Raw genomic sequence first — 26,819 nt, 5'->3', positions numbered from 1 at the left:
GGAACCTGCGATGACGCGCATTCTTACACCCGTAAAAAATCTTCAGGACCGCAAGCAACTCGTGTCCATGGGGCTCACTTTATTAATCGCCATCACCGCAGGCGTAGCGACTGCCATGGTTGGCAAAATGAGCCACGCGCATCAGGACCGGGAAGACTGGGTGCAGAGCGCCTACCGCGGTTATCACAATGTGAAGTCATTCTGCTCGGACCGCCAGATTTTTGGCGTTCAAGAGGAGACGCCTCCCATCGTTCGCTTTTACCTGAATGAGCAAGGTGCCTTCGATAACACCTATGCAGACTGGCGCGTCAGCCACGACGGCCAGCGCATTATCTATCGCCTCGAAGTCCAATTCCAAGACTTCGACGAGGAAATGCTGACCCGCGTCGCCGAGCTCGACGCAATGATCGATGATGGCGACCTGCTCGCCGGGCGGTTCCAGCTCTCGATGAGCGGCTTCTCGTGCTCGATTCCCGGCCCCGTCTCAACGACCGAACAACTCGCGGGCCACTTCCACTCGGACTCTGCCGTAAATCCGATCTGAGCTGACATCATACACCAGCTTGGAACCATCCGACCATGTGGCGAAGTAGCCGTCGTTGATAACGATAAAATGCTCCTGACGCCAGCGGTCCACATCGCCCAAGCCAGAGGCAAAGGAAAATCCGCCGCGCTCGTGTGATTTTAAATCGAAGACCGCCGGATTGACCACGTTCATGGTCTCATCCTGCGCAATGACCATCCAGGGAATCGTGTCATGCGCGCGCTTAAAGGCAGATCGCGTCAACCCGCTTTCAAAGTACAACCAACCGGCATGCTCAATAAATTTGGGTGCCTCATAAGAGAACGGGAACTGTAGCCCATCCGGTAAACGCGCATCGATCTCCAGCACCGTGGGTTTCATCTGCGCGGCTGCGAGGATTACCGCCAGCAGAAAAACCCACGCACCGAAAGCCAGCCCCAGGGCCATGATGCGGCGTTTTTTACGCGGCGGCTCTTGCGCTGGCTCCTCCGTTTGCTTAACCGGCTCGGCCGGTTTCGGCTTGGGCTTGGCTGCGGCTTCCTTACGCTTGGGCAAAAGGTGCGCGGGCTCTTGATCGAGCACCAGCTCTTCAAAATGTCGCTCCTCGGGCTCAATCGGTAATGCTGGCCGCTGTTTTGAGTCCACCCCAAAACCAGACAACGACAGCGGCTCACCCGGTGCCCAGCGGTCATAAAACACTACCAGGTCTTGCTCTACGTCATTCACTTGCACCGGCCGCACCGTGCAGTTTTCCCGGATATCGCCGGGCAACTTATTCATGACGCGCGTCACCCAGTTGACGTTGCGACTCGCCGCAATGGCCTCGTTATCATAATCGCGCTGCTTCTTGCGCAGAATGACGTAAATCTCATTTTCCACAAAGCAACAATCTAGACTACCATCCCCACCAGAGCAAATTTTTCAGCGCGCGAAAACACCTGAGCCCCAGTCAGATATATACCTGACCCGGAGCTAGAGCACTTTCACTTTAAATAGTCTGTTCAGGCCGTTGTGATTTTGTGTGTTCATCAAGGCGCGAGGAGCAAAGCGGGCTCAATCGGCTCCGCCTTCCGCTGCATTCATTTGAGCTCCCACCTGAGCGGACTACTTAAAGTGAAAGTGCTCTAAAGATATTCAGCCATGCCTCAGTAGGCATGAAGGGACCCTTCCGCATTTCGCACCGTGATCTTTTGCCAAAAATCAAAAAAGATAAAGCTGCTAAAAACTGATTCAATTTTTCTCCGGAATCCGCCTTGTGCTTAGCCGTGAGAATGTCGATTATTTCATGTGCTCATGCTCCAACGCGTCGATCAGGCCAATCACTTTCGCGAATACGACCCGTCCGAACGGGACGAAGCCTTTGGCGCGGACGGAGTTAGCGACCAATACAAGGCCATCGTTGAAGCCCTCAACAACTGCAGCGCCCATGAGCTGAAGTCCCGCCAGCAGCGCCTCGACCGCGCCGCCGCCGAGCTGGGCATCCAATTCGCGCTGCCCGGCGAGCGCATCCGCGATGGTATCGATTGGAAGCTCGATCTTTTTCCGCGCGTCATCTCCCCTGAGGATTGGGATTTGATCTCCCGCGGCGTCATCCAGCGCGCCGAGGCCTTCAACGCCTACATCAGCGACATTTACCACGAGCAGAAAATCCTGAGTGAGCGCGTCATCCCGTTCGAGCTCCCCCTGCGTGATCCAGCCTTTCATCGCTCGTTTTCCGGAATCGAATCCCACGACAACCGCTACTGCCTCACGGGGGCCTTCGATCTCGTGCGCATGCCCGATGGCGAGTGGCAGGTGCTGGAAAACCAACTCGCGACCCCGATTGGCGTCTCCTACATTTTGCAGAACCGCCGCCTGCTGGCACAGGCGTTTCCCGAACTGTTCGCCACGATGAACGTTGCTCCGGTGGCCTCCTTTTCCACCTATCTAGCTGAGGCCCTCCGCGCGCAGACCGACGTTTCCAACCCCAACATCGTGCTGCTGACCCGCGGCGAAACCAGCCAAACGCTGTTCGAGGAAGGCTTCCTGGCCCGGCACATGGGCATCTCCGTCGTTCGCCCGGCCGACTTGCTCGTCCGCGACAGTTATGTTTACCTGAAAACCATACGTGGCCTGGAGCGCATCGACGTCATTTACCGCCGCATCGAGAGCGCCACCGTCGACCCCGTCGCGACGCCCTCCAGCGGTGCCTTCGAAGGTGTGCCGGGCTTGGTCAATGTCCTGCGCAAGGGTAACGTGTCCATTGTCAATGCGCTCGGTGCCGGCGTCGCGGACAACCGCGCAATCCTACGCTACAGTGACCGCATTATCGGCTACTACAGTGGCCGTCGCGCCATCCTGCCCACCGCGCCAACCTACCACCTGAGCGACCACGACCAACGTTCATTCGTGGCCGAGAACATGGACTCCATGCTTCTTAAGCCGGTGCAGGACCATGCCTCACTGCGTAAACGCCTTGGCTGGAAGGGCCAGCTCGACACCCCGGCGGACATTGCCCGCCTGGCCAAGCACCATCCAGAGTATTGCATCGCCCAGCCAATCATTTCGCCATCGCAGCTGCCCCGATTCAGCGGGGGTGAATTCAGCCCGCACACGGTATTCATGCGCGCGTTTTTCATCCTGGGCGACGAACCCGTCGTGCTGCCCGGCGGCCTGACCCGGCAGACTTCGCGGCACCACCGCTCGGGCCGGTTATCAATCAACGCCGAGGGCATGAAGGACACTTGGGCACCCGCCGAGGCCGTGATCGACCGCGATGCGCCGACCACGCCCACCATCACCGGCGAACGCATTTCCATCGGCAGCCGCACGGCGGAGTCCCTCTACTGGGCGGGGCGCTACCTGAGCCGCGCCGAAAACACCGCCCGCCAATTTAATACCTTGGAAAACCTGCGTTGGGACCAGTTGGGGCTCATGGACCAGCAGGCCTACTGGCCGCTGCTGCAAGCGGTCGCCGCCGCCACCGGTCAGCAGAAATACGCCAAACGCAAACGCCCGCCGCGCGACACCTTAAAATTCTCCACGCAGCTCGTGCTCGACCCGAACGAAAGCGCATCAGTCAGCGCATGCGTGCTCTCGGCCCAGTTCAACCTCGGGGCAGTCCGCGGTGCGATCAGCCCGGAGTGCTGGCAGACACTGCGCGAGCTGGTCATCTATTTAAACAATCAATCACGCGCCCGTATTTCGCGTTCGCAACTGCGCGAAGTCAGCGACCGCGTCGTCAGCGAGGCCGCCCGTTTCCAGGGCCTGGCCGAACGCACGATGCTCCACGACGACGCCTGGCAATTTTACCGCATTGGCGGCTTCCTGGAGCGCGCACTGGGTGTGCTGTATTTGCTGGAAGTCGCCCTGCCCCGCGCCGCCGAGCTCTACCGCATCGATGATGAGGAAAGCACCGACCTAACCGCCCTGCTGCGCCTGAACGCCTCCCTTGATGCTTATCGCCGCGAATATCGTTCGCGTGCATACTTGGACCGTGTGGCGCGACTGCTGTTACTCAGCCCGAACAACCCGAGCTCGGTCAACTTCTGCCTGCGCAATGTCCGTTATGCACTCGGCACGCTCAGCATTTCGGGTGAGCGCGATGTCGGCGAAGGCGTTGTCGCCAATTTCGATGCGCTTATCGACTATCTGGAAGCGCTCCCGATCACGCAGATGTTCCCCTCCCCCGTTCCCGGCCTCGACGCTGGTGGCACGGAAGAAGCTGAAGAGCACCCACGCGTTCATCCGGAATATATTAAGAAACAACTCACCGCGCTAACCAAGGAAGTCGAGCAGATCCACGAGAACCTCGAAGACGTCTTTTTCAGCCACCAATTCGTCTACGCCCGCTCGCCCACTTTATTTGAATCGTAGATTCAAAAAGGTTCGGAAGATTCATAAAGTTAGTAGGTTCGAAAGGCTAAATAGATCGATCACCACCTCTTTACAAACCTCACGAACCTACGAACCTTACAAACCTTTCGAACTTTCTCCACCATGCACTTCAAAGTCAGTCACACCACCACGTATCGCTATGCGGCACCAGCCTCGGAGTCGTTTGCGGAGCTGCGGGTGTGGCCGCGCGACAGCGAGGCGCAGAAGATCATCAGCCGCGAGCTCGTTATCGAACCGGAAGTGCGCGCCGATCATTACCTCGATTATTTTGGCAATCATGTGGAGTTCTTTTCGATTCCGTTTCGCCATAGCGAGGTCAGCGTAAAGTCGGTTGCCGAGGTGGAAACATTTCCCTGCCAGCCACGACCCGCCGTGCTGGAAACACCCATTGGCGAGGCACGGCAAATCTACAACAGCACGCTGTTCCGCCTCTTCGAATACCTTCAGCCTTCCGAACTCGTACCACTGGCTCCGGCCCGCAAAAAACTACGCAAAGTCTTCTTCCGCGATTCAATGGAAATCGGCAAGGCGCTACTCGACCTCAACACCTGGATCTTCAAAACCTTTGAATACAAACCCGGCGCGACGGACATTTCCACGCCGCTGGAAGATGTCATTAAAAACCGCAAAGGCGTCTGCCAGGACTTCGCGCACTTGATGCTCTCCATCCTGCGCAGCCACGGTTTGCCAGCGCGCTACGTGAGCGGCTACATCGAGGCCTACGATCCGGAAAAGACCGACCCAAAGCTGATCGGCGCCGCCGCCAGCCACGCCTGGATCGAAGTATTTTTGCCCGGCGGTTTCTGGTGGGGCCTCGATCCCACGAACAACCAAGCCGCTGGCGAACGGCACGTAAAAGTCGCCGTCGGCCGCGACTACAACGATGTCGCCCCTATGCGTGGCACTTATAAAGGAGCACTCGACCAGCAGTTGCAGGTCATGGTATCCTTAACTCGAACCGCCCAAGTCGAAGCGTGAGAATTTCCATCGATCATCGAACCAGTTACCAATACTCGAAGCCTGTCAGCTTCAGCGAGCACCACCTGTTTCTTCGCCCCCGCGACAGCCATAAAATCCGCGTCGAATCCTTTGATTTGACGACGTCAATTGAGTCGAAACAACGCTGGGTGCGTGACTGCAATAACAACATCGTCCTCGTCGCAAACTTTGGCTTACAGGAGACGCCACAGATCGATTTCCACTGCAGAATGCTGATCGATGTCGAACAGGATAACCCGTTCGACTTCATTCTTGAGCCCTATGCAACGACCTATCCGTTTCGTTACCTTCCGCACGAGGCGCACGCGCTGTCGCCTTACCTCGACCCGGCGATCATCCCGCACAGCCACAAGGTGCTAGACTGGCTTTACCTGGCGATTCCCGACGTAAACCACCACCACGACATCGTGCAATTTCTCTCCGGGATCAACCAAGCCATTCACCGCGATATCGCCTACTCGCGCCGTGACGAAGAAGGCGTGCAATCCCCCAACGAAACCCTGGAGCTACGCCTCGGCTCTTGCCGCGATATGGCCGTGCTCTTCATCGCCGCCTGCCGCCACCTTGGCTTGGCCTCGCGCTTCGTGAGCGGCTACCTTTTCGACCCGCCGGCCAACACCGCCAACGGCGAGGAACACCTTTTTAATCGCGCCGTTGGCTCAATGCACGCCTGGGCGGAAGTCTTCCTGCCCGGTGCCGGCTGGAAAGGCTTCGATCCAACCAACGGCATTTTGACCAACGAATATTTCATCCCTTCCGCCGTCGCCCACGAGCCCAAGTGCGTAAACCCGATTCAGGGAAAATTCTTCGTCAAAGGCGGCGAGCCCGTCACTTCGCAAATGGCAATCGCACTGAGTCTGGAAGAGGTGTGAAGCTCTGACTGGCTGCAATTAAACAACTATTTCCTCCGTTAACTCAAATTGTTGCAAAGAGCAAAGCTACGATATGGAGTGCGCCAGCCCTCTGGCGCTTTAGCATTTTCCGCAAAACAAGAATCATGCCCTCCAAACCGGAGATAAACTGGCCCCACGCTCCCGTTCATAGGCTAACAGAACGAGGTGCGTATTTCGTAACAGCGGCAACTTATCGCAAGCAGCACTTTTTCGCAGACTCAAAGAGACTTGATGTGCTTCAGCGAGGCTTGTTAAAACTGACACATGATTACGGTTGGCACCTTGAAGCATGGGCGGTATTTTCGAATCATTATCATTTCGTCGCTCAGTCACCGTTGGATCCAGCCACCCTTTCAGCCATGTTGAGAACGCTGCATGCAAAGACAGCATCATGGGTGAACCAGCTTGATAGAGAAAGCGGTCGCAAAGTCTGGCACAATTTTCGCGAAACCCGCCTGACTTATCAGAAATCATATTTGGCGCGATTAAACTACGTTCATCAGAATGCGGTAAAACATGGGCTTGTCCGTGTCGCCAACCAGTATGCCTGGTGCTCAGCCCCCTGGTTTGAATCAACAGCCGACAAGGAGATGATACGCACGATTTACGAAATCGCGACCGACCAAGTAACTGTCGATGATAACTTCGAAGTAACAAGATGATGCTTGTTGGCACGATTCATTCTACTGAAGATGCTAAAGCGCCAGAGGGCTGGCGCACTCCATAGCCATTCCACCGCAAGATTCTAAAACTTCTCGTTCCTTCATCATAAAACCCACAACCACCACCGCCATTGAGCCACACACCTACCGACTGCGCCGCACAAATTGAAACACTCCTCGACAAGCGAGGTATAACGCTGACCATGGGCGGCGAGCCCACCTTTGTCCCCAACATGCCCACCGGCGCGGAGTGGAATAACGACGCCATGGGCCCGGAAAAACTCGGCTTTGCCCGAAAGCTCACCGGCAAGCTTCTGCACTCACATTTCAAAGGCGGTCTCGTGATGCAGGTCTTCGGCAAGCTCTATCCTGGAGAACCACTGCCTCGCTGGAACCTGTTAACTTTGCAACGCAAAGCGAATGGTGATCTCTGGACGGAGCCCAAGCGATTTTTACTCGGTGACAAAGCCGGGCGCAACCAGCCCGCTCAGGCCTCCCGCGTCATGCGCGCCATGATCGAGCAATTGGCGATCGATAACGCCCCCATACCCGCCGCTGAGCAAGGTGCGAAAAAGAAGACCATCGGATGGGTGTTGCCACTGGATTACGAAAACTCTGCATGGCAAAGTAAACCCTGGCCCTTTGACCGCGCACACCCCGTCCCCCTCATTCCCGGAGACAGCCCGATCGGCCTGCGTCTGCCGCTGAGTGACCTGCCCGACGACGCCATTAAGCGCGCGCTCACGATCGAGGTCCGCAACGGCGCGCTGGAAATCTTCCTGCCACCGCTGGACTGGCATGGTTTTCAGCAGATGATCTCCACGCTCGAAGCACTGAGCGTCAAGCTCGACCTGCGCGACCTCGTCATCTGCGGCTATGCACCCTTTAACACGAACGGCGAAACCACCGGCCTCGGCCTCGCGGCGGACCCCGGCGTACTGGAGGTTAACCTCCCGCCGGCATCGACCTGGCAGGAATACAACGCCACCTTTTGCGCGATCTCCGAGGCAGCGCACCGCGTTGGATTATACCTCACCAAGCGAAGCCTCAATGGCACGATCCGCGGCACCGGCGGCGGCTCACATCTGGCCTTCGGCGGCCCCACACCAGAGGAGAATGTCTTCTTCAACGAGCCCACTTTGCTTACCTCCATTCTGCGCTACTGGCAGCATCACCCGGCGCTGTCGTATCTGTTCACCGGCCAGTATGTCGGAGCTGGTTGCCAGGCACCCCGCATCGACGAAGGTGCCGAGCACCTGCTCTACGAGCTCGAGTCTGCCTGCGAAGGCTTGGAAAAACTTTCCTACCTGCCCTCGCCCGAAATGCTCGACCAGTTCTTCCGCAACCTGCTGACCGATGCCGCTGGCAACACTCACCGCGCGGAAATCTGCCTGGATAAATTTTGGAATTTCTCATCGCCCACGGGTAAGCTTGGCATCGTCGAGCTACGCGCGTTCGAGACGCTGCCCACCGCCGAAATGATGGCCAACGTATCGCTCTTCATTCGCGCCATCATCGCTATGCTCATCAAGCGGCCGTTTCGCAAGAAGCTACGCCGCTTCGGCCCGAAGTTGCACGACCGCTATTTCCTGCCATCTATGCTGCTGGAGGATCTGGAAAAAATTTGCGTCGATATACAAAAGGCCGGTATCGACTACGATCCGGAATGGCTGCGCCCGGTGATCGATTTCCGGTGTCCCGTCGTTGGTAAACTGAGCATCCCCGGCGGCGAGTTAACCGTCCGCCAAGCCTTCGAAGCCTGGCCGCTCATGGCCGAGGAAAGTCAGGGCGCGTCAACGGTTCGCGTGGTGGATAACTCCACGGATCGGCTCGAGTTTACCCTCAGCGACCCCAAGCTCGCGGCAATGGGCCAACTAATGATCAACGGCGTTGCCCTCCCGTGGCAGCACGTTGGCGGGCAGCCAGTCATCGGTCTGCGCTACAAGTGCGCTAGCGCTTATCCGGCACTGCACCCGCATGTGTTGATCCAATCTCCGCTCACCATTCAGTGGCAAACGGGCAAGGAAACCACCGCCGCGCTCTACCATTATTGGAACCCCGAAGGCCCGCTATACGACGGCTTACCCACTACTGACAGCGAGGCAAACCACCGCCGTCAAGCCCGCTGGGTTCCCCTCAGCCAGCCCGCCGTCATTAAGCATCCGGCAATCGCACAAACTGCCCCGGAGTCTACCTGGACAATCGATCTGCGGCGTCAATAACGAGATTTATAATAGGTTCCTCCGCTATAGATATTGCTAATAATTAATCTTACCCATTGACCCTAGCACGTTTGGCGAACAGAATGATTAACGTTTGATTAACACTAACCCCTAACCATTACCCTAACGTGAAAAAACGCACTCTAAGCACTATTGCGCCCATTACGCTGACTTTGGCGACAACGCTTTCGGCCGTCGACACCACCTGGGAAGGCGTGAACAGCAGTGAGAGCAACAGCTCAGCCGATGTTGAGCTCGGCTCCAACTGGGATACGGGCAACGTCCCCGGAACTGGCGACACCGCGATCTTCAACTATCAGGGGGACCCGACCTTACAGGGTAGCATATCCATCGATTCGAGCGACACCCTGTTCGATCCATCGGGTTTGATATTCCGATCAAATGAAGATCCTACTGGCTACACTCAAACCAGTCCCCTCATCATCGATAAAAGCCTGAACCTCACCAACGGCTTGCAAATAGTCGCATCTGGCTCTGCTCTTTCAGGCAGTCGTGATGCAAATCGCCTGCAAATTGGCACCAATTCGTTCGGGACCACTTGGAACATCGATTCACTCGACATCAACGAAGGCATGAGTTGGTCCTTCTTCGAATTGGGAATTGGCGACAGCTCACCCAATAATTCCACGGTATTGAATATTACGGGCGATCAGACTTTTGCCGCCAATACCAACAACAAAACGGGTAACATCAATATTAACGGCAATGTTACCACTGAGAATGAAACCAACACCCTCGCGCCTCAAATGCGCTTCACGGGCGTTGGCGCGACCATCACCTTGAACAACGCCGGACAGCGCGACACAGGGGTCATTGGCCTCGGTGGCGTTCACTTAGATGTTCGCAGCGATCAGACTTGGATCGCGGATGCCACCTCCTTCATCAATATGTCCGGCTCTGTCGGTGCATCAGGCTTTGCAGGTAAGTATGTGGTTGAATCTATCGACGGCGGACGACTCGATAACTTGGGCGCGCTGAACATTCGCATCAACGGCAACCAAAGCACCGGCGCTAGCGCCACGACCGCCATGCGCATGCATGGTGGCACCTATGGCAGCCTTTGGATGAATAGCAGTGGCACCTCCGGTCGCGACCAACGCATCAACGCAACGGATGACCTCAGCTTTGCCGCAGCAGTGGTTGATTTTGATGGCGCTGGCGATCCATACGCCTCCGACTATGGCTTAAGATTCCGCAATGATGCGGGCAATTCCGACAGTCAAATTCTAGATATGGCCGGCTTTAACCTGGACGTTGCCAACGGCGTTCACTTCGTCGATGACGCTGGCTCATCTAGCGTAAGTTACGGCCCGAAACCCCTTCTTCTGTTAGTCGAAGGCAGCACGGTGAATATTGGCGGAGACGTGCTCATGGAAGCGCCGAATGGTCGTGGCCCCGAAGCCCCTGCCGGCGGTAGCGGCAATTTTGCCAATGACAAGATGAGCATTGATGGCGGCGCAACTGGCGCAGACGTCAACCTCGGCGGTAGCTGGGATGTGCGCGTAGTCGGTTCCACCCGCGATAACCTCAAGAACTCCACCCTCACCATGACGGGCGACAGTGCAACCTTCGAAATTGCCGATGCCAGCTCGGTTACCAACATGAGCTCCAGCTCGTGGGGTGTTGACACCTTTAACGTCGGAACGACCGGCGACCTCGCCAACGTATCCTTCGTCAACAACTACCTCAATGACAACACCGCCACCGGTGATGCCAATCTCGACAAGATCGGTGAGCAGTTTGTCGCGAACACAGTTAACATCGGCGAAAACAGCACGCTGAGCACCAACGGCGAAATCGTGCAAATCCTCACCGCGCTGAATATCGATGCAACTGGCACGCTCGACTTGAACACCGGCGCAGTCCTCAGCATGGGCAGCATCGTGGATTCGTTCTTCGGCGACGGTGACATGACGGCGCTTTGGAACGTCTTTGCCGACCGCGTGCTCGACTCCAGCAACACTGGCTACGAATTCATGGCCGTCCTCGACGGTGGGCAAACCAAGTGGCAAGTCTCCGCCGTTCCGGAGCCCTCCACCTACGCGCTGCTCTTTGCTGGCGTCATGGGAGCCGTGGTTTACTTCCGCCGCCGTAAGTAATCCCAGCACCACAATACTTTTTCAAAGCCCGGGCATCGTCCCGGGCTTTTTTGTGTCTCAAACAGCGAAGCCTTCAACTTACTTTGCAATGCAGAGTTACTTTTTATTGCAAAGTTTGGAGTGCGCCAGCCCTCTGGCGCTTTGAGCATTTTGCGCCAACGGCTACACCGCAATGAATCCAGCCTAACGCAGCCTGTGTTGGATTACCCAGGGCAACTACTCAGGCATACGAAAAATCCGATAACGCCAGTCCTCTGGCGCACTCCATATCCTGCCACCAATGCTCAGTTACCGCCAATTCCTCGGCGCGGTAATCCTCTAGAGGTGCACGGTGTAGCCTTCAACCTATCGAGGACATGATAACAAGTCCAAGCAATCCGTTGCCCTCAAAAATGCTTAATTCTGATTGCGCAGGCAATGGGCTGGTCATTTAATCGCGCCATGAGGTTCTTTCCCCCGCTCCTTATTTTTGCCGTCGCGCTGCTAAGCGGCTGCGGCGAAAAGTCTGCCCCACCCGCCCCCGCCAAGGCACCCGAACCGGCAAAGTCCCAGGCCGCCACCATCGGCAAGCTGGAGCTCGTCGACCTGCCCGATCGCGTCGAACCGGTGATTGAGATCATCTGCGTCGGCTTTGTGCCCAACCGCGTCTATGAAATGGTAACGCGCCAGCAGCAAGGACTCGACGCCTACCTGCACCCCGAAACCAACGAGACTGCCGATGCAAACGCCGTCGTATCCGCCGAGGACAACGAGAAAATCACCGCGCAGATCAAGCAGCTACAGAAGCAATATCCGGCGCGTGTAACCACCGAGTTTTACGGCGACAACGGCGAACCCAAAAACTTTACCAGCCGCGAATCGCTCTACCAACGCTACATCCCGCTCTTCAGCGCGGTCAAGGTCAGCGACCTCGTCAATAGCCTCAACGCAATCTCCGCCCAAATGCGCGAGGACCACGAAACCCTCAAAAAGCTGGCCGAGAAACCCGGCGAGGAAGGCATCCAGGCGCGGGCCGACATTCGCTGGCTCGCTGCGCTCAACGAGTATTTCATGAACTACCAGAGCGTGATCGACGTTTACGATACAGCCCGTCGCAACCAGGTGATGCTCAGTGCCCAAGCCGCGCAAGCGCAGGCCCAGATGGCCAGCCCCGAGAAAACCTGGGAACGCCTGCAAGCCGAGCTCTCGCCCGACATCGAGATCGAGCTCTATAAGACTGCACTCGAAACCGCCTACACCGAGGACGACGGCTCCTTCCAAGTCCCCGGTCACGGCAAGCTGATCGTCCGCGCGATGATGGATGGCTACTCGCTCTTTTTCATCGAAGACGGCCCTGGTGCCGACCACATCAAGTTCACCGGGCGGCAGGAGATCATCGTCGACCCGGTCAGCGCCGAAGCAGCTCAGTAGGCGATATCCACCAGCAAAATAGTTGGAATGTAGGGCTCGCGCTCGCGCGATGCCGCAACCTGCTGGCCAAGAGGCAATGGCTGCATCGCGCAAACGCGAGCCCTACATCGAGACGCCAATTAATAAGAACCGAGGATATTTCATCACTGCGCCGCAATGGCGTGCGGCAGTGATTGCGGGTCCGGCTCGCCACGCAGCTTGGCCAGTTGAGTCGGGCTCAGCCAGCGGATAATATCCTGCGGATTGCCCGTGGCCAAAGCGGCGTTGATCTTTGTCTGCTGACCGGCATTGAGCTCGATCTCAGTGAAGTGCAGACGCCTCAGCTGACGCTTCTGGTCAGATTCACGGGAGCGCCGGTAATCGGCCTCCACGAACACCGTCGCCTTGCGCTGCAGCATGGCGGGCAGTGTCTCCAGCGAGGCTTGATCCGGCGCATAGATGCGCTGATCGCAGCCCAGGCGCGAGGCCTTTTCCGACAGCTCCAGAAAGCTCACGACTTCCGGATCGAAGCGCAGCTTGACGACCTCGTGGCCATCCAGCCAACCCGCCTCAGTGTGCGTCACTCCGTCGATCGCGCCCAGCTTGGACTCGCCATCCCAAAAGCAAAACATGGCAAAGGTCGCGGTCTGCAAGCCCGGCTGCCCCTGCCAGGCAACAGTCCGCAAATAGTCTGGCACGGGGTGCCCATACTGTTCCAGCGCCTCGATCATGCGGGCAGCCACTGCGGCGTCGGTCCATACGTTGTCCTCACGCGGCAGGATGTCTTTGCCCTCGCTGTCGACAAAGCGGATGACCTGATAATTCCAGGCCGGCTCGTTGTATTTTTCGAGCACCTCGCGGTCGGCACCGCCCTGGTTATTAAAGATCGCCACCGGCACAAACGCCTCCTCAATCGCATCGACGATCAGCGGATTACTCAGCGTATTTTGCCCAAAAGCCTGGCAGCCAGCGCAGCCCGGGACCTCCTGAAAGAGCAGAAAGACGGGCTTGTCCTGCTTCTGGGCCTGCGCCAGGCCGGAGCCGTAGTCCCGCTCCCAACGCACGTTCCCGAGTTCACGGTATTGCCCCGGCTGCAGCGTGATCGCCAGCAACGGAGGCGCGGCCAGCAAGGCCAACAGTTTCACGATATTTTTCATGCAGTATGTGTCGCACGCGGCCGGCATTCCTTACACCGCGATTGCAACGCGCCAACCGACGCTTGACAACCGCACCGTCAAGGGCGTATTACCAACACCATCATGTTGCGCGCCTTCACCAACCTAGCGGCCGCCAAGCTTCTCCCCTGAGGGGGACTAGCAATTTTTTCATGGCCCGATGAGGCCACGGGGAGCGTTCCCCGTTTCAGCAAAAAACATTTTCCGGCGACTCGCCGTTTTTCCTTTCATTGCCTGCCTGGATTGTGCGCGGATTAGCGCTTGGCAGGCCCGTGAACAACCTTACTTGTATAACCTTTGTCATGAAAACCGCATCATTGCGTAAATACCGACCCTTCCACGAGAAGTTCGAAACCCGCTTGCCCAACCGCACGTGGCCAGACAACCATATCGAGCGCGCGCCCATCTGGGCCAGCGTTGACTTGCGTGACGGCAACCAGGCCCTCGCCATCCCGATGAGCGTCGAGGAAAAGCTGGAGTATTTCCAAATGCTCTGCCGCATCGGCTTTAAGCAAATCGAGATCGGCTTCCCCTCGGCGTCGGATACTGAGTTCCGCTTCTTCCGCCGACTGGTTGATGAGAATTTAATCCCGGCCGACGTCACCGTGCAGTGCCTGGTCCAGGCGCGCGAGCACCTGATCCGCCGTACCTTCGAGGCGTTGGAAGGCGTGCCCCGCGCCATCGTGCACCTCTACAACAGCACCTCACCTTTGCAACGCAAAGTAACCTTCAGCAACGCGAGCCAGGAGAAGATCAAGGCCATCGCCGTTGAGGGCGCGCAGTTGGTCCGCCAGTTGGCCAACGAGGTCACGGATAACGAAATCCTCTTCCAATACTCGCCGGAAAGTTTCTCCGACACCGAGCTGGATTACGCGTACGACATCTGCAAGGCCGTCACCGAAATCTGGGGGCCGACGCAGGAGTCGCCCATCATCCTGAACTTGCCCGCCACCGTCGAATGGGCCACGCCCAACGTCCACGCCGACATGATCGAGTGGTTCTGCAATCAACTGAAGGCCGACGGCTTGCGCGACAAGGTCCACGTGTCCCTGCACACCCACAACGACCGCGGCACCGGCACCGCCGCCACCGAGCTGGCCATGTTGGCTGGCGCGGACCGCGTCGAGGGCACCCTCTTCGGCAACGGCGAGCGCACGGGTAACCTGGACATCGTCACCGTCGCCTTAAACTTGAACAGCCACGGCATCGAGACCGGCCTGGACTTTTCCAACCTGGACGAGATCCGCATGGTCTACGAGCGCCTGACCCGCATGGACGTGCATGAGCGCCATCCCTACGCGGGCGAGCTGGTCTTCACCGCCTTCTCCGGCAGCCACCAGGACGCCATCAAGAAGGGCATGGACATCATTAAAAAGACCGAGAAGGACACCGGCAAATCCAAGGACGAAATCGAGTGGGCCGTGCCCTACCTGACCATCGACCCGCAGGACATCGGCCGCAACTATGAGGCTATCATCCGCATCAACAGCCAATCCGGCAAAGGCGGCGTGGCCTACATTTTGGACCGCGAACATGGCTTGGAATTACCCAAGTCGATGCACCCGGAGGTCGGTACCCTCGTTGGCAAGCAAGCCGACGAGCAGGGCCGCGAGCTGAACATCGACGAAATCCGCGACGCCTTTTTCAAGGAGTTCGTTAACCGCGAAGGCCCGCTGAAGTTGCGTGACCACGACGAGACCCACGTCGAAGCCGCCAACGACGACGGCGAACTCGTCCACCAGCGCGCCAAGCGTGGCAATGAATACGGGTGGACTTTCTCGCTGAACTTCGAAGGCAAAAAGATCGTCACCGAAGGCTTCGGCAACGGCCCGATCAACGCCCTGGCCCACGCCTTGGAAAAGGAAGGCTTGAAAGACTTCAAGGTAACGGACTACCGCAGCCACGCCTTAACGGATGGCTCCGCCTCCGACGCCGCCGCCTACGTGCAAATCGTCAGCGAGCAGGACGGCCAATCCGTCTGGGGCTGCGGCCTGGACCCCAGCATCGAGCAAGCCGGCCTCAAGGCCCTCGTCAGCGCGTATAATCGCTTAAGGGCGTAAAGCTGCGTTTCAATTAAATTCGAATTACAGCAAACGGTCAGACTGGAAGGTCTGGCCGTTTTTGTTGGTGTCGTGGCTCATATCAGGCCGCCAGAGGCTCGACAATCGTGCACGACTACGGTCGCCGATAGATTCGACTGACATCGCCGCCCGCACCGAGAGACCCCAGGCTGCCCCCCTTCGATGCTGCTCAGCAAACACAGTCGCAAGGCGCGCCAAACAAGACCGGATAAGTGCTAGGAATCGATGTTTAGAGGCACTGCAAAAGCACGGCGATGCTTAATAGGTTCACTCGGCAAGCACTTGGGGCATTTCGTCCTGTGGCTTAAGCTCGGGGGCATCTTTGTTTCCTACCCGCAGTTTTAACCCTAAATAATCCCTGGTCTCCCGGCGCGTATTTTTAGCGCAATGGGCGATCGCTTGTTCCCATGAAAAATAGACTCCTCACCGTGGCGTTGTCCCTGGCGGCGCTTACGCAATTGAACGCGGCTGACTACTACATGACGCCAACCGGTGCCAGCAGCCAAGACGGCTCAGACTGGGCCAACGCCCTCCCCAAGACCGAACTCGCCACCACCCTCAACACCACGATGGGCCCCGGTGACACTCTGTATCTCGGCTCCGGGGACTACGGCTCCTCCTCGTTCAGCCTGGCCAGTAACGGCTCTGCCGGCTCGCCCAAATCCATCATCGGCGTCGATACCGGCTCCGGCCTGCCCTACTTTAGCGGTGACCCCACTTGGACACGCACGAACCCGGACAACGGCAAATGGCAGATCATCACGGTTAAGGGCGACTACTGGGTCGTCGAAAATCTGGAGCTCAGCCACGTGCGCTACGGTATTAAAAACACCAACTCCGACACGGCCAACCACGTCACCTTCCGCAACATCAAGATCCACAACGTGCGCCATGGTGTTTACCTGAGCTACGTGGACAACGCGACCTTCGAGAACCTCACTGTGCAGGAATACACCAAGCACGCTTATCGCCTCGACCGTGGTTGCGACAACGTCACCTTCATTGATTGCCTGGCCGATATGACCGCTGGTGACACCAGTTGGTGGGACCATGCTGAGAGTTTCCCCTTCGGCTTCGTCGTGTATAACGGTGGCACGGCCAACTCCAACGTCGTCTTCGACGGCTGCGTGGCTATGGACAACCGCCGGAACAACCAGGGCATCAGCTATTGGAACGGCGACGGTTTCGTGGTCGAGGGCAACACCAGCGGCACCACGGAGTTTATTGGCTGCATCTCGCTGAACAACGAAGACGCCGGCTACGACATCAAGGCCGCCGCCACTTTTGTCGACTGCGTATCCGTGGCCAACTACCGCGGCTACCGCCTCTGGCACACCACTAAGACTTTGGAGAACTGCGTGGCCACGTTCCCCTATCGCCGCTCCACCGGCACCCCGGCGGGCGACGAAACCGGCTCGGGCGTGTGGACTCAAAACGGCAGCTCGACTTTGTCCAACTTCACCTTCCACGGTAACGCTGGCACCGCCGCCCACGAAGACGGCAGCGGCAGCCTGAGCTTTACCGACAGCATCCTGTCCTTCAGCGGCGCTTCCGGCAGCTTCACCTCCGGCTCGGTCACGCTCGGCGCGGGCACCGTCACCTACCGCCCCGGCAGCGGAACCGACCCCGACTTTGTCAACGCCAGCGACACCTGGAACGGCATTGGCAACGCAATGAACAGCCAGACCTACACCGACACCAAGGGCTACTACTCCGGCGCGGCCACCCCCCCGGCCACTGCTGGCGTGATCAGCGTCAATCTGTCCGACAGCGTCAACACGATCCTGTCCGCAACGGATGTGGTCGGCGTCCTCCCCGTTGCCAACTGGAACAACACCACCGTCAACAATGAGTCGCTGACCAACCTGACCGACGACACCGGTGCTGCCACCACGGCGGATGTCGACTTCACCAACACGGCGTTTTACTACAGTAATTCCACGCCCGCGCAGTCGGCCCCGCTCGACGACGATGCCAAGATGATGACCGGCACCCGCGCTATCAGCAATGGCAGCTCGACCGCCGCGGCCTTCTACGAAATCCCTTACGAGAAGTACGACGTCTATGTTTACTGGGGTGGCCACAGCTCGGGCCAACCGGTTCCGGCAGAGATGTCCATCGCGCTGCAGGCCCACGATGGCAGCAGCTGGGTAACCCAGGAAACCCGCTACATGCTCGACACCGACCGCCAGTGGGACGGCTCCTACAATGAGTCCACCGCCACCACCAGCGGCGTCGCCACCGATGGCAACGAATACGTGGTCTTCCGCAACGTCACGCTGGACAGCATTAAAATCCGCGGCACCTGCGACCGCCGCACCGGCTTTAACGCGATCCAAATCGTAGAGAACACCGAGGAAGTTCTCGTCGTGGGCGACACCATTGGCATGAACCTCGCCAACGCCGGCGCCGAGCTCGCCTCGACCGATGTGGCTGGCTACATCCCGATGCCCAACTGGAACAACACAACCGCGAACAACGAAACCCTGACCGATGTGGTCGACGACAGTGGCACTGCAACCAGCGTGGACATCTCGTTTAGCAACACGCCCTACTACTACACCAACGCCACGCCGACCTACAGCGCCCCCTACGAGGCGGACTCGCTGCTGATGCGTGGCACCCGGGCGATGAGCAACGCCTCCTCCACGGCCGCCACCGTGACCGACATCCCCTACGCCACCTACGACGTCTATGTTTACTGGGGTGGACGCAAAACGGGCGAAACCGTCCCCGCCGAAATGAAGGTCGAGTTCCAAACCGATGTTGGCGGAACCTGGACTACTCAGGAAACCCGCTACATGCTCGACACCGATCACGAGTGGGACGGCACCTATGAAGAATCGACGGCCACCACCACTGGCACCGCAGTCGACGGCGAAGAGTTTGTCGTCTTCCGCGACCAAACGGCCAGCTCCTTCAAGCTGCGTGGCACCTGCGGCCGCCGCACCGGTATCAACGCCTTCCAAATCGTCGAAAAGTAAACACCACTTGCGGCGCTTGGCTTAATGCCAAGAGCATTCTTTACCAGCCCTGGCGGAGTGATCTGCCAGGGCTGTTTTTTGCGCAAAGCATAGCCGGGCTATGCAATTCGCTTACTCGGATCTCAATTGGATAAAGCGAGCGTTGGGCGCGTCTTCCAATGCAACCGGATCGGTGATCACGACGGACTCCATGCCGTTGCCAAGATTCGTGATGGAAAGCGCGGCCGGAGACCACTGCTGGAGGTCATCGGAAACTGCGCCGCTCAGGGGCAGATCAGAGCGATTTTCCGGACGCGTGAACTGAATCTGCAAATGGCGTTTGTCTGCGCTGACGATCCATTGCGTCAACCAGTTCGGGCCATCAGAAACATCGGGTAAGCCTCCGGTGAGGTATTCAAATTGATTGGTCACTTGGTCGTTTTCAGGATCGTCATCCAGGCCGTTTTCACCAGGCGCAAACGGGAAGCCATTGATCCATGAGGAGAAGTCGGGCCGCGCAATTACCTCAAGCCGGCCGTGGCTATTTAGCTCGGTCGTGTCCCAAGCCAGGTGGTCGGGAAGCGCGGGTAGCGACACCCGGAATTCGGCATCGAGCGTGTCGGCCAGCAAGAGCTGAAAAACCTGGTCAAGCGCAGGGGTGAACGCATCCAATTCAATCGCGAGTATGCAGTCCGCCGCGCGCAGTTGCCCGCTCACGCTGAGCTGCGGATAATCGACGCCAGCAACGCCGTGCCCATCAATGACCATGCGCAGCGCGCCACCGGGTAAGATAAAACAGTCCCCCTCGACAGCGAGCACCTTGTCAGCACTCGGCGGCTCGTCGGCAGTGGCAAAGTTGGCCGTAGTGGTGCAGGCGTTGAAATGTGTGTTGCCGCTGTTCACGGCATTCCAGGCAACCAGCCGGATTTCCACGGGCTCAGTGGTCGCGGTGGCGAGCCAGCTGGCGGTCAAGGCATGTGTGGCGGTGTCGCCACTGTTGAGGCTCAGTGTGGCCAAGGCCGAGCTATGCCCATCCAGTGATGTCGTGATCGCGTAGTCGGTGGCGGCGTTCGCGCCATTGCGCCAAAGTTGAAAAGTCACGGAGCGCAGGGCCATCTCGATGCCGGGCATACTTTGCAATGCAAAGCTTAGGTAATCACCTTGTGCCATGGCCTGGCTGAGCGACGATGTTTCGAAGCCGTTCAGGTTAAATTCATCTCCGGCATTCGTTGCCGCGTTGGCCTCAGCGACACCGGCACCGTAGCTTAAGCCAGCCGCCAACTGGACGTATTCGCTTTGCGCGGATGCGGCTTGAATGGCCTGGTTTTGCACACCGGTGAAATCGAAAGTCAGCGCGGTGATTTCTCCCGTGTCGACTGCGGGTGGTGGGGTGCTGGTCGAGCCATCACTTACCTCGATGACGCCTTCGTTGTAAACCGTGCCGGTGATGTTGCCCACGCCACGCAGCTCACCGCCGGGGCGAATGTCCACCCAACGATTCGTGACAAGGTCCGCGCGATCCAGTAGGACGCGGCCACGGGCACCGATACGCAGCTCATTACGTGCATCGAGCATCGCGCTAGGTGCCAGTTGCAACGTCTGCGTATGCGTCACACCATCGACTTCCAAACCGAGCACAGCTACGCCACTTTGCAGCAGCGCACTCGCGTCTGTGGCGTCATTGTTAACGAGCGAAGCCGACCAGTTTTCGGCAGGCACGCCAATGGGATTCCAGTTCGCGGCGGTATGAAAATAATCGCCATCTATGCCGACCCATTGGCGATACTCCACCGTGTAGGCATTGCCTTGTTCCACTTGCTCGGCGAGCGCAATGGCAGTCAACTCATCGATCAACGAAACGTTGTCGATGGGGGTTGTTTCACCGGGATCGACGCTGAGGTCGTAAAGCCAGCGCGTGCCATCAGCGAATTTAATCAGCTTGTCATCGCCGCGGCGGATGGCCCAACGCGGGTCCTTGGAATCGCTATCGGGCCCATCGCCTTCGTGGTGTTCGAAGATGGCATAGGGCTTGGGCTTTTGCTCGCCGGAACCGGTTAGCAGCGGCACGAGCGATATGCCATCATGGCCCGGAGGCATCGTCGTTTCGGCCAGCTCAGCGAGCGTCGGCGCGATGTCCGTTAAGTCCACAAGACGCGGCGACACACCCGGCTCAATGACGCCTGGCCAACAGGCGATCAGCGGCACGCGGACGCCGCCATCCCAGAGGTCTCGCTTGCCCCCGCGGTAGATGCCATTGCCATCGAAGAAGTTGATCGGCGTGTTGTCTTCCGGCGTCGGACCGTTGTCGGACGAAAAGATGATGAGCGTGTTTTCAGCAATGCCGTCGTCGGTGGCCGGATTGCCATCAGGGTCTTTTAGCGCGTCGATCAGCTCTCCAATCGAGGCGTCCATCCGGGTGACCATGGCGGCAAATTTCTTTGCTTTGTCCGTCCAGCCATCCGCTCCGGGCACGTCGGCATACGCATCAAAATAGCCGGGCAAACTGGCGATGTCATCCAAATCGAAATGTGGAATCGTAAAGGGCACATAAAGCAGAAATGGCTCTTCATCCCCCGCATGGTTGCGAATGAAGTTCACCGCTTCAGCCGAAATATCATCGTGCGAATAGACGCCAGAGTACGGCTCTGGCGCGATGCCATATGCCGCGAGTTCATCCGTGCGCCAGAGTTGCGGCGGGGTGTAGTCGTGCGCGGCCCTGTGGCTCAGGTAGCCGTAAAACTCATCCACGCCCTTGGCGGAGGGCACGCTCTCGGGGGCCGATAAGTGGTCATCGCGGTCCGCCCCGAATCCCCATTTGCCGAAGGCTCCCGTGGTATAGCCCGCCGCTTGCAGGCGCTGGGTGAAAAACACATCCTCGGCGCGAAAGCCCGCAAGGTCGCCATTGCGATCGACGAATGTATGGCCGTTGTGAAAGCCGGAAAGCAGCGCCGCGCGGGTGGGACCGCAAACCGATGCCGGGCAATACGCGCTCTCAAACCGCAGGCTTTGCTCAGCCAAAGCATCGAGGCGGGGCGTCAAGGTTTTCGTCTGCCCCTGGAAGCCGACATCGGCCCAGCCGAGGTCATCAGCCAGGATGACCACGATGTTTGGACGCGCGTCCGCTGCCTGCAACAGGGGACAGGAAAGTAAAAGCGCCAGCCCAAGGGACCAGCGCCAGATAACATTGCTCATGGGAGGAATTACTTGCGGCGGCGCAATACGAAGACCGCCAAGCCGATGGCACCTACGAGCGCATAAGTCTGCGGCTCTGGAACGGTGGTGTAAATATTGTCCAAAGCGACTTCACTTAATGCTTCGTCGTAAACCCGCACGCCGTCGATCTGGCCCTTGAAGGCATCTGCGCCACCGCCCACGGTGTTCTGAGTCGCGCCAATGGCCATGTTGGCGATGTTGCCAGGGGTCGCCGACGTTCCGGTATTGATAAAGCGCGTGGGCGTGCCGGAAGAATCGTGAGCGAGGAATTCGCCATCGAGGTATAGATCGACATCGCCCACGGTGTCACCGGCGTTGATCACGACGGCGAGCATGTGCCAGTTGCCATCGTCCAGATTCGTTTGGCTTAGCGCAATAAAGCCAGCGCTGACCTCGAAACGTAAACCACCCGCATTCTCATCGATCAACAATCTCAGGCTGTCGCCGCTGCCACTGCCGCCATCGGGTGAGTAGCTGAGGATGCCATAGCGGTCGCCGTTGTTCCAGGCCCCTACGGTGTCGCTCTTCACCCAGGCAACCAGTGTTTTGCTACCGCTGCCGGTAATGCCCATCGAGGTGCCGCTGACATTGGTGTTGATAAACGAGCCATTCGCGCCCGTGCTGTGGTAGGAAAAATTAGAGCCGGTTACGCCACCAGCGACGATGGAGCTACCCGTAGGGAAAGTTTCGCTGGTCGTGAAGGGGGAGATCGACATGTCGGTGCTTGTTGCAGCGAGGCCGTCTTCGAAGTCCCAGTAAGCGGTCAGGGTCGCGTGGGAGACAGTAGCGGCCAGGCTGAAAGTGCTGGCTAAGGCAGCGTAGGCAAAGGAGTTCATAACAGATATCTTGTGGGTTGAGGGTATTTCGGGGTTAGGGTGCCACAATACTAGCAAATTACGTGGCGCAAAATATTGACGCTCTGGGACATTTTTTTGAAGATTTGTGCCAAGCGCATGGCAAAGCATTCTTATCAGGTCGCTCTGGGATTCGATCCGCAGGGTAAGAGCTACCTTACGCAGGTGGCGTCAGGCATTTTTCAGGAAAGTCGTGTGCAGCCTGATCTGGACTACGTGGTCATGTACCCGTGGTTTCACCTCCCGCGTGGATTGACTCGTGAGCAGATGCTAGCGCAGACGGATGGCTCAATCACCGGTGTGCGGCAAGAATCGATCGACCTCATTCGCCAGAATAAGATGCCCACCATCACCGTGGGTCCGGAGGCTCTGGTCCTGGAAGATTTTCCGTGGATTGGGCCTGATTATGTTGGCATTGCCCGGCTGGCTTGTGAGTTTTTTGCCGCTCGCGGCTATCGCCGGATTGAGTATTTCCACTGCGGCGATTACTTTACGCCCCACAGCTTGGTTCTCCGCGATGCCTCGATGGAAGCGGCATCAAGCCTGCGGATGGAATGCCACGTCTTTCAATTGGACGTCTGGCAGCCCGGCGGCAAAGGTGTCCGCCTCGACGAGCAACTGACGGCCCTAGCGGAATATTTAAAAAGCGTGCCGCTGCCCTGCGCGGTGTTTGCCCCCGATGACCACCACTCCTGGCGGGTGTGCCAGGCGTGTAAAATAGCCGGACTGGAAATCCCCCGGGACGTCAGCATCCTCGGCGTGCGAAGTGACGACTACATTTGCGAATTTTCGAAACCCGCGCTGTCCCACATCCACATCGATTACCAGGAAATCGGGCGGCTGGCGGCCCGCCAGATCGCAGAGTTTGTTCGCGGAAAGGCCCCACCCTTGCGAATGCTAACGCGAGGCTTCCAAATCCATGAGCGGGCTTCGAGCTCCATGACTGCGCACCGGAATCCCGTGGTGGAAGCGGCGGTTCACTACATGCAGGCCAACCTCCACGAGTCGGTTTCGGTGGACATGATTGCCGCATCGGCCCGGGTATCCCGGCGCACCTTGATCCGCCGTTTCAATGAGATTCTGGACAAGCCGCCTACGGAGGTCTTGCGTGAGTTGCGCCTGGACCACGCAAAGAAGTTATTGAGCAACAGTGATCTACCCTTCAGTGAAGTGGCGTTACGCTGCGGCCTGAGCGACCAACCTCAGCTCAACCGCATGATCCGTGAAGCAACCGGGAAAACACCGGCGCAGTTTCGCCGGGAGTATTCATTCTAGAAGTATCTCGCATTCAGACGTAAGGATGCCGATCAAGCGCGGTCGCGCGGTTGTCTAAGTTAAGCGCGCCAAGCGCCCTGTTGAATAGATTAAACCAAGGAAATGTTCAATCTTCGGCCTTTCATGCTATGTTATTTAATAAACCTCATAACAAGCGGCAATGTCCCTTGTAATCTTCACTCAAAGACCCACATAGCATGACTACCCTCATAAACTTCCGCAGCTTGGCATTCGCCTCGGCACTTCTCACTGGTTCGGCGGCTCTTTCTCAAGCCGTGATCATTACCACAATCGACGACGGCTACGTCCGCGACGGTCAACCCGACACGGTGCAGGGCGGCGGCATCAGCGAAGACCTTCGTGTGCGCTCCGACAATGCCACCAACAATGACAATGTTCGCAAGGCCTACCTGAAGTTTGACCTCACCGGCCTCAATGCCGACCTGAACGCTGAAGCAACCTTCACCGCCACGATCAGCTTCCGCGCGGCCAACCAAAACGGTAACCGAACCTTCTATTTCTACGGCCTGAACTCCGGTTTCACGCCCACTGGCAGCGAACTCGGCACCGACTGGGATCAAACCGCTCTCACCTGGAACAACGCGCCGGGCAACGACCGCACGACCAACGTTGACACCGGTTTCGATGCCAGCACCACCACGCTTATCGAGGCCTTCGATAACCAATACAATTCCAATGTCGGCAAAGTTTACACCGTGACCATTGCCAGCCTGGGCGACTTCGTTCAAGCCGACAACACCGTGACGCTGATGATCTCTTGGAGCGATACCACTGAGTATGGTTTCGGCTCACGCGAGAATCCAACCACCGCCTACCAACCGACGCTCGAGTTCGCTACGGTTCCCGAGCCATCGGACTTCGCACTGATCGCGGCCGCCATGGGTGGTGCCGTCATCCTGTTGCGCCGCCGCCGCGCCTAATTGGCTGAACCATTCAAACTTTTCCAGACGGCTGATCCATAACGCGGGTCAGTCGTTTTTTTGTGTCGATGCTGCTCCTGAGGAAATAGCGGCAAAGAGGTCTTATATGAGCAACGATCCGGCATTGATTTAGGCTGCCCGCAAGGTCATGCTTTGACCCATGTCCGACAATAGCCGGCATCGGCACGACGATACCACTCCCCTCGCCTTATGCCTGACGGTTTTGGCGATCGGCGTGCTCTGGCTCGGCGTCACCGTCGGCTGTCTGGCGTTAACCGTGCTGAAAGAAACGCCCGCCTTCTGGACTAACGACGGCGGCTATCCCATTGCACTACGCGAGGCCGTGCTGGCGTATTATTACCCGGTATTGAGCGCAGTCCTTACCCTGCAATTGGGGGCAACTCTCGGGTGCGTCTTTGCATTATTTTACGCCCGAAGTGGCGCGGCCTTGATCGGCTTGTTTGCGCTCGCACCGGCGTGGCTGATTTCATTTATCGCCGTGGGCGTGCTGATCGCCAACAACCTCTGGAACGTGCTCAACGACCAGCCCTTACACTGGCATCCAGAGTAGCGTGGCTATTGCTCTTCTGTGCTCCAAGGCTTGTCGTTGCGCTGATACTTGCCAGCGTCGAAGCCCTTGAAATACAAGTTCACCCACGGGTGCATGACGCAGGAGTCGTCATCATCGGGTGCCAGGCTGCTTTGCGCGGCATAGGTAGTCTGGTCGGATTCATCGACCAACACGTAATACCAGGGCTGCTCGCGGTCGGGTTGAGTCTGGTTCTTTTGATACCATACCTCCGAGGCCTGGCAGGAGTCGTCGCGATGCACGACCACACCACGATAGCCGTAGCGACGGTGTTTCACCAAATCGCCCGCCTCAAATAACGGCTCGGACCCGCCGCCTTCCTCAAATGCCTCCCGCGGCGCAATCATTGGAAATTCAAAATGATAAATTTAAAATGCAAAAAGCCAATCAACTGGAACTTACCGGAAGGGAATCGAGATGACTTTTTTGAATTTTGCATTTTAAATTTTGAATTTTGAATTCCCCTAGCCGCCAACAGCCTTCCAGAGGGCCTTGATGCGATTGCCCCAGTTGGCTTTTTCCGTTTCGCTGGGAGCCGGTGCCTTGAGCGATGCCTCGTCCCACCACTGAGGTGCCTCGGTCTTGAGGCCGGTCACACTGCGGAAGGTAAAGAGGAGCACCGGCACGACTTCGCGCGGATCGATCGCAAAGCTCTTGCTGAAAATCAGGTCCATTTGGTGGACGTAGTTCTCGCTGTGGCGCATGCTGGCCGGCACCGAAGTGATGGACTGCAACGCGGGCAGCTGCATCTTAAACGACGAGACCTTGAGCTTGTCGATGGTTGTCTCGGCGAGCTTCTCTAGCTCTTCGGTCGGCGTATCGACGATGAAGGTCAGGCAAAGGTAGTTAACCCGAGCGCTTTGGGAGCCGGCCTGCGGGCGAGCTACCTTGCAAAGCCCCTCCAGGGTCCGTTTACCTCCGGGCGCAGGCTGGTAGAAATTAAAGAAAGCCAAAAACTCTTCCTGAGAGAAGAAGTCCTGCAGTTCATCTTGTGCGTCCGAGTTGGGTAAGGGTAAATCGCTCACGGTGATATCAGTTTAAGGA

The 26,819-nt window shown here is 57.8% G+C and carries 19 protein-coding genes; 13 read left to right on the top strand and 6 right to left on the bottom strand.

All coding sequences use genetic code 11. The features are described from left to right. Positions 1-10: 10 nt before the first annotated feature. On the top strand, positions 11-544 hold the full coding sequence (locus tag O3S85_RS15085) for a hypothetical protein (protein WP_269541451.1): 534 nt from the start codon (positions 11-13) through the stop codon (positions 542-544). On the opposite strand, the gene O3S85_RS15080 is transcribed toward O3S85_RS15085, so the two are convergent. Beyond that, on the bottom strand, positions 485-1,402 hold the full coding sequence (locus O3S85_RS15080; RefSeq protein WP_269541449.1) for a hypothetical protein: 918 nt from the start codon (positions 1,400-1,402) through the stop codon (positions 485-487). The two genes, O3S85_RS15085 and O3S85_RS15080, sit on opposite strands and share 60 nt — an antisense overlap. A gap of 414 nt (positions 1,403-1,816) precedes the next feature. Between O3S85_RS15080 and O3S85_RS15075 the strand changes: the two genes are divergently transcribed. From O3S85_RS15075 to O3S85_RS15045, 7 genes are all read left to right on the top strand, one after another. After that, positions 1,817-4,378, top strand: a complete 2,562-nt coding sequence (locus O3S85_RS15075; RefSeq protein ID WP_269541448.1) for a circularly permuted type 2 ATP-grasp protein — start codon at positions 1,817-1,819, stop codon at positions 4,376-4,378. Between the two features lie 123 nt (positions 4,379-4,501). Further along, positions 4,502-5,377: a transglutaminase family protein gene (locus O3S85_RS15070; protein WP_269541447.1), complete on the top strand. Its 876-nt coding sequence runs from the start codon at positions 4,502-4,504 to the stop codon at positions 5,375-5,377. Then, the gene (locus tag O3S85_RS15065; RefSeq protein WP_269541446.1) at positions 5,374-6,270 is read left to right on the top strand and encodes a transglutaminase family protein; all 897 of its coding nucleotides are present in this window, start codon (positions 5,374-5,376) and stop codon (positions 6,268-6,270) included. The genes O3S85_RS15070 and O3S85_RS15065 overlap by 4 nt, the downstream gene beginning before the upstream one ends. Positions 6,271-6,395: 125 nt before the next feature. Next, positions 6,396-6,953, top strand: a complete 558-nt coding sequence (locus tag O3S85_RS15060) for an REP-associated tyrosine transposase (RefSeq protein WP_269541444.1) — start codon at positions 6,396-6,398, stop codon at positions 6,951-6,953. A 131-nt stretch (positions 6,954-7,084) separates the two neighbouring features. Continuing rightward, positions 7,085-9,175, top strand: coding sequence for a transglutaminase family protein (locus O3S85_RS15055; RefSeq protein WP_269541442.1), 2,091 nt, complete (start codon positions 7,085-7,087; stop codon positions 9,173-9,175). A 128-nt stretch (positions 9,176-9,303) separates the two neighbouring features. Continuing rightward, positions 9,304-11,295: a PEP-CTERM sorting domain-containing protein gene (locus tag O3S85_RS15050; RefSeq protein WP_269541441.1), complete on the top strand. Its 1,992-nt coding sequence runs from the start codon at positions 9,304-9,306 to the stop codon at positions 11,293-11,295. Between the two features lie 441 nt (positions 11,296-11,736). Next, a complete protein-coding gene (locus O3S85_RS15045) occupies positions 11,737-12,705 on the top strand; it encodes a hypothetical protein (protein ID WP_269541439.1) in 969 nt (322 codons plus the stop codon). 143 nt (positions 12,706-12,848) lie between these two features. Here O3S85_RS15045 and O3S85_RS15040 read toward each other — a convergent pair whose 3' ends face one another. Then, the gene (locus O3S85_RS15040) at positions 12,849-13,841 is read right to left on the bottom strand and encodes a VPGUxxT family thioredoxin-like (seleno)protein, type 2 (protein WP_269541438.1); all 993 of its coding nucleotides are present in this window, start codon (positions 13,839-13,841) and stop codon (positions 12,849-12,851) included. Between the two features lie 320 nt (positions 13,842-14,161). Here O3S85_RS15040 and leuA point away from each other — a divergent pair, with 320 nt between their 5' ends. After that, complete coding sequence (leuA, locus tag O3S85_RS15035) at positions 14,162-15,919, top strand: 2-isopropylmalate synthase (RefSeq protein WP_269541436.1); 1,758 nt, start codon at positions 14,162-14,164, stop codon at positions 15,917-15,919. 428 nt (positions 15,920-16,347) lie between these two features. Beyond that, positions 16,348-18,924: a right-handed parallel beta-helix repeat-containing protein gene (locus O3S85_RS15030; protein WP_269541435.1), complete on the top strand. Its 2,577-nt coding sequence runs from the start codon at positions 16,348-16,350 to the stop codon at positions 18,922-18,924. Positions 18,925-19,035: 111 nt separating this feature from the next. Here the strand turns inward: O3S85_RS15030 and O3S85_RS15025 are convergent, their stop codons facing one another. Continuing rightward, complete coding sequence (locus tag O3S85_RS15025) at positions 19,036-22,095, bottom strand: sulfatase-like hydrolase/transferase (RefSeq protein WP_269541434.1); 3,060 nt, start codon at positions 22,093-22,095, stop codon at positions 19,036-19,038. Between the two features lie 8 nt (positions 22,096-22,103). Beyond that, positions 22,104-22,952 (bottom strand): LamG-like jellyroll fold domain-containing protein, encoded by an 849-nt coding sequence (locus O3S85_RS15020; RefSeq protein ID WP_269541432.1) that lies wholly within the window; start codon positions 22,950-22,952, stop codon positions 22,104-22,106. 117 nt (positions 22,953-23,069) lie between these two features. Here O3S85_RS15020 and O3S85_RS15015 point away from each other — a divergent pair, with 117 nt between their 5' ends. The 3 genes from O3S85_RS15015 to O3S85_RS15005 all read left to right on the top strand — a co-directional run bounded on the left by O3S85_RS15015 (position 23,070) and on the right by O3S85_RS15005 (position 25,757). Next, positions 23,070-24,245 carry a helix-turn-helix domain-containing protein gene (locus O3S85_RS15015; RefSeq protein WP_269541430.1) on the top strand — a complete coding sequence of 392 codons (1,176 nt, stop codon included), beginning with the start codon at positions 23,070-23,072 and terminating at the stop codon, positions 24,243-24,245. Positions 24,246-24,442: 197 nt separating this feature from the next. Further along, a complete protein-coding gene (locus O3S85_RS15010; RefSeq protein ID WP_269541429.1) occupies positions 24,443-25,186 on the top strand; it encodes a DNRLRE domain-containing protein in 744 nt (247 codons plus the stop codon). A gap of 160 nt (positions 25,187-25,346) precedes the next feature. After that, positions 25,347-25,757 (top strand): hypothetical protein, encoded by a 411-nt coding sequence (locus tag O3S85_RS15005; RefSeq protein ID WP_269541428.1) that lies wholly within the window; start codon positions 25,347-25,349, stop codon positions 25,755-25,757. 5 nt (positions 25,758-25,762) lie between these two features. Here O3S85_RS15005 and hspQ read toward each other — a convergent pair whose 3' ends face one another. Together hspQ and O3S85_RS14995 are read right to left on the bottom strand one after the other, a co-directional pair. After that, a complete protein-coding gene (hspQ, locus tag O3S85_RS15000) occupies positions 25,763-26,122 on the bottom strand; it encodes a heat shock protein HspQ (protein WP_269541427.1) in 360 nt (119 codons plus the stop codon). Positions 26,123-26,239: 117 nt separating this feature from the next. Continuing rightward, positions 26,240-26,800, bottom strand: a complete 561-nt coding sequence (locus tag O3S85_RS14995) for a hypothetical protein (RefSeq protein WP_269541426.1) — start codon at positions 26,798-26,800, stop codon at positions 26,240-26,242. Between the last annotated feature and the right edge of the window lie 19 nt (positions 26,801-26,819).

The sequence above is a fragment of the Cerasicoccus sp. TK19100 genome, from assembly GCF_027257155.1.
Lineage (GTDB): Bacteria > Verrucomicrobiota > Verrucomicrobiia > Opitutales > Cerasicoccaceae > Cerasicoccus > Cerasicoccus fimbriatus.
This window is presented reverse-complemented; position numbering and strand designations above follow the sequence as displayed.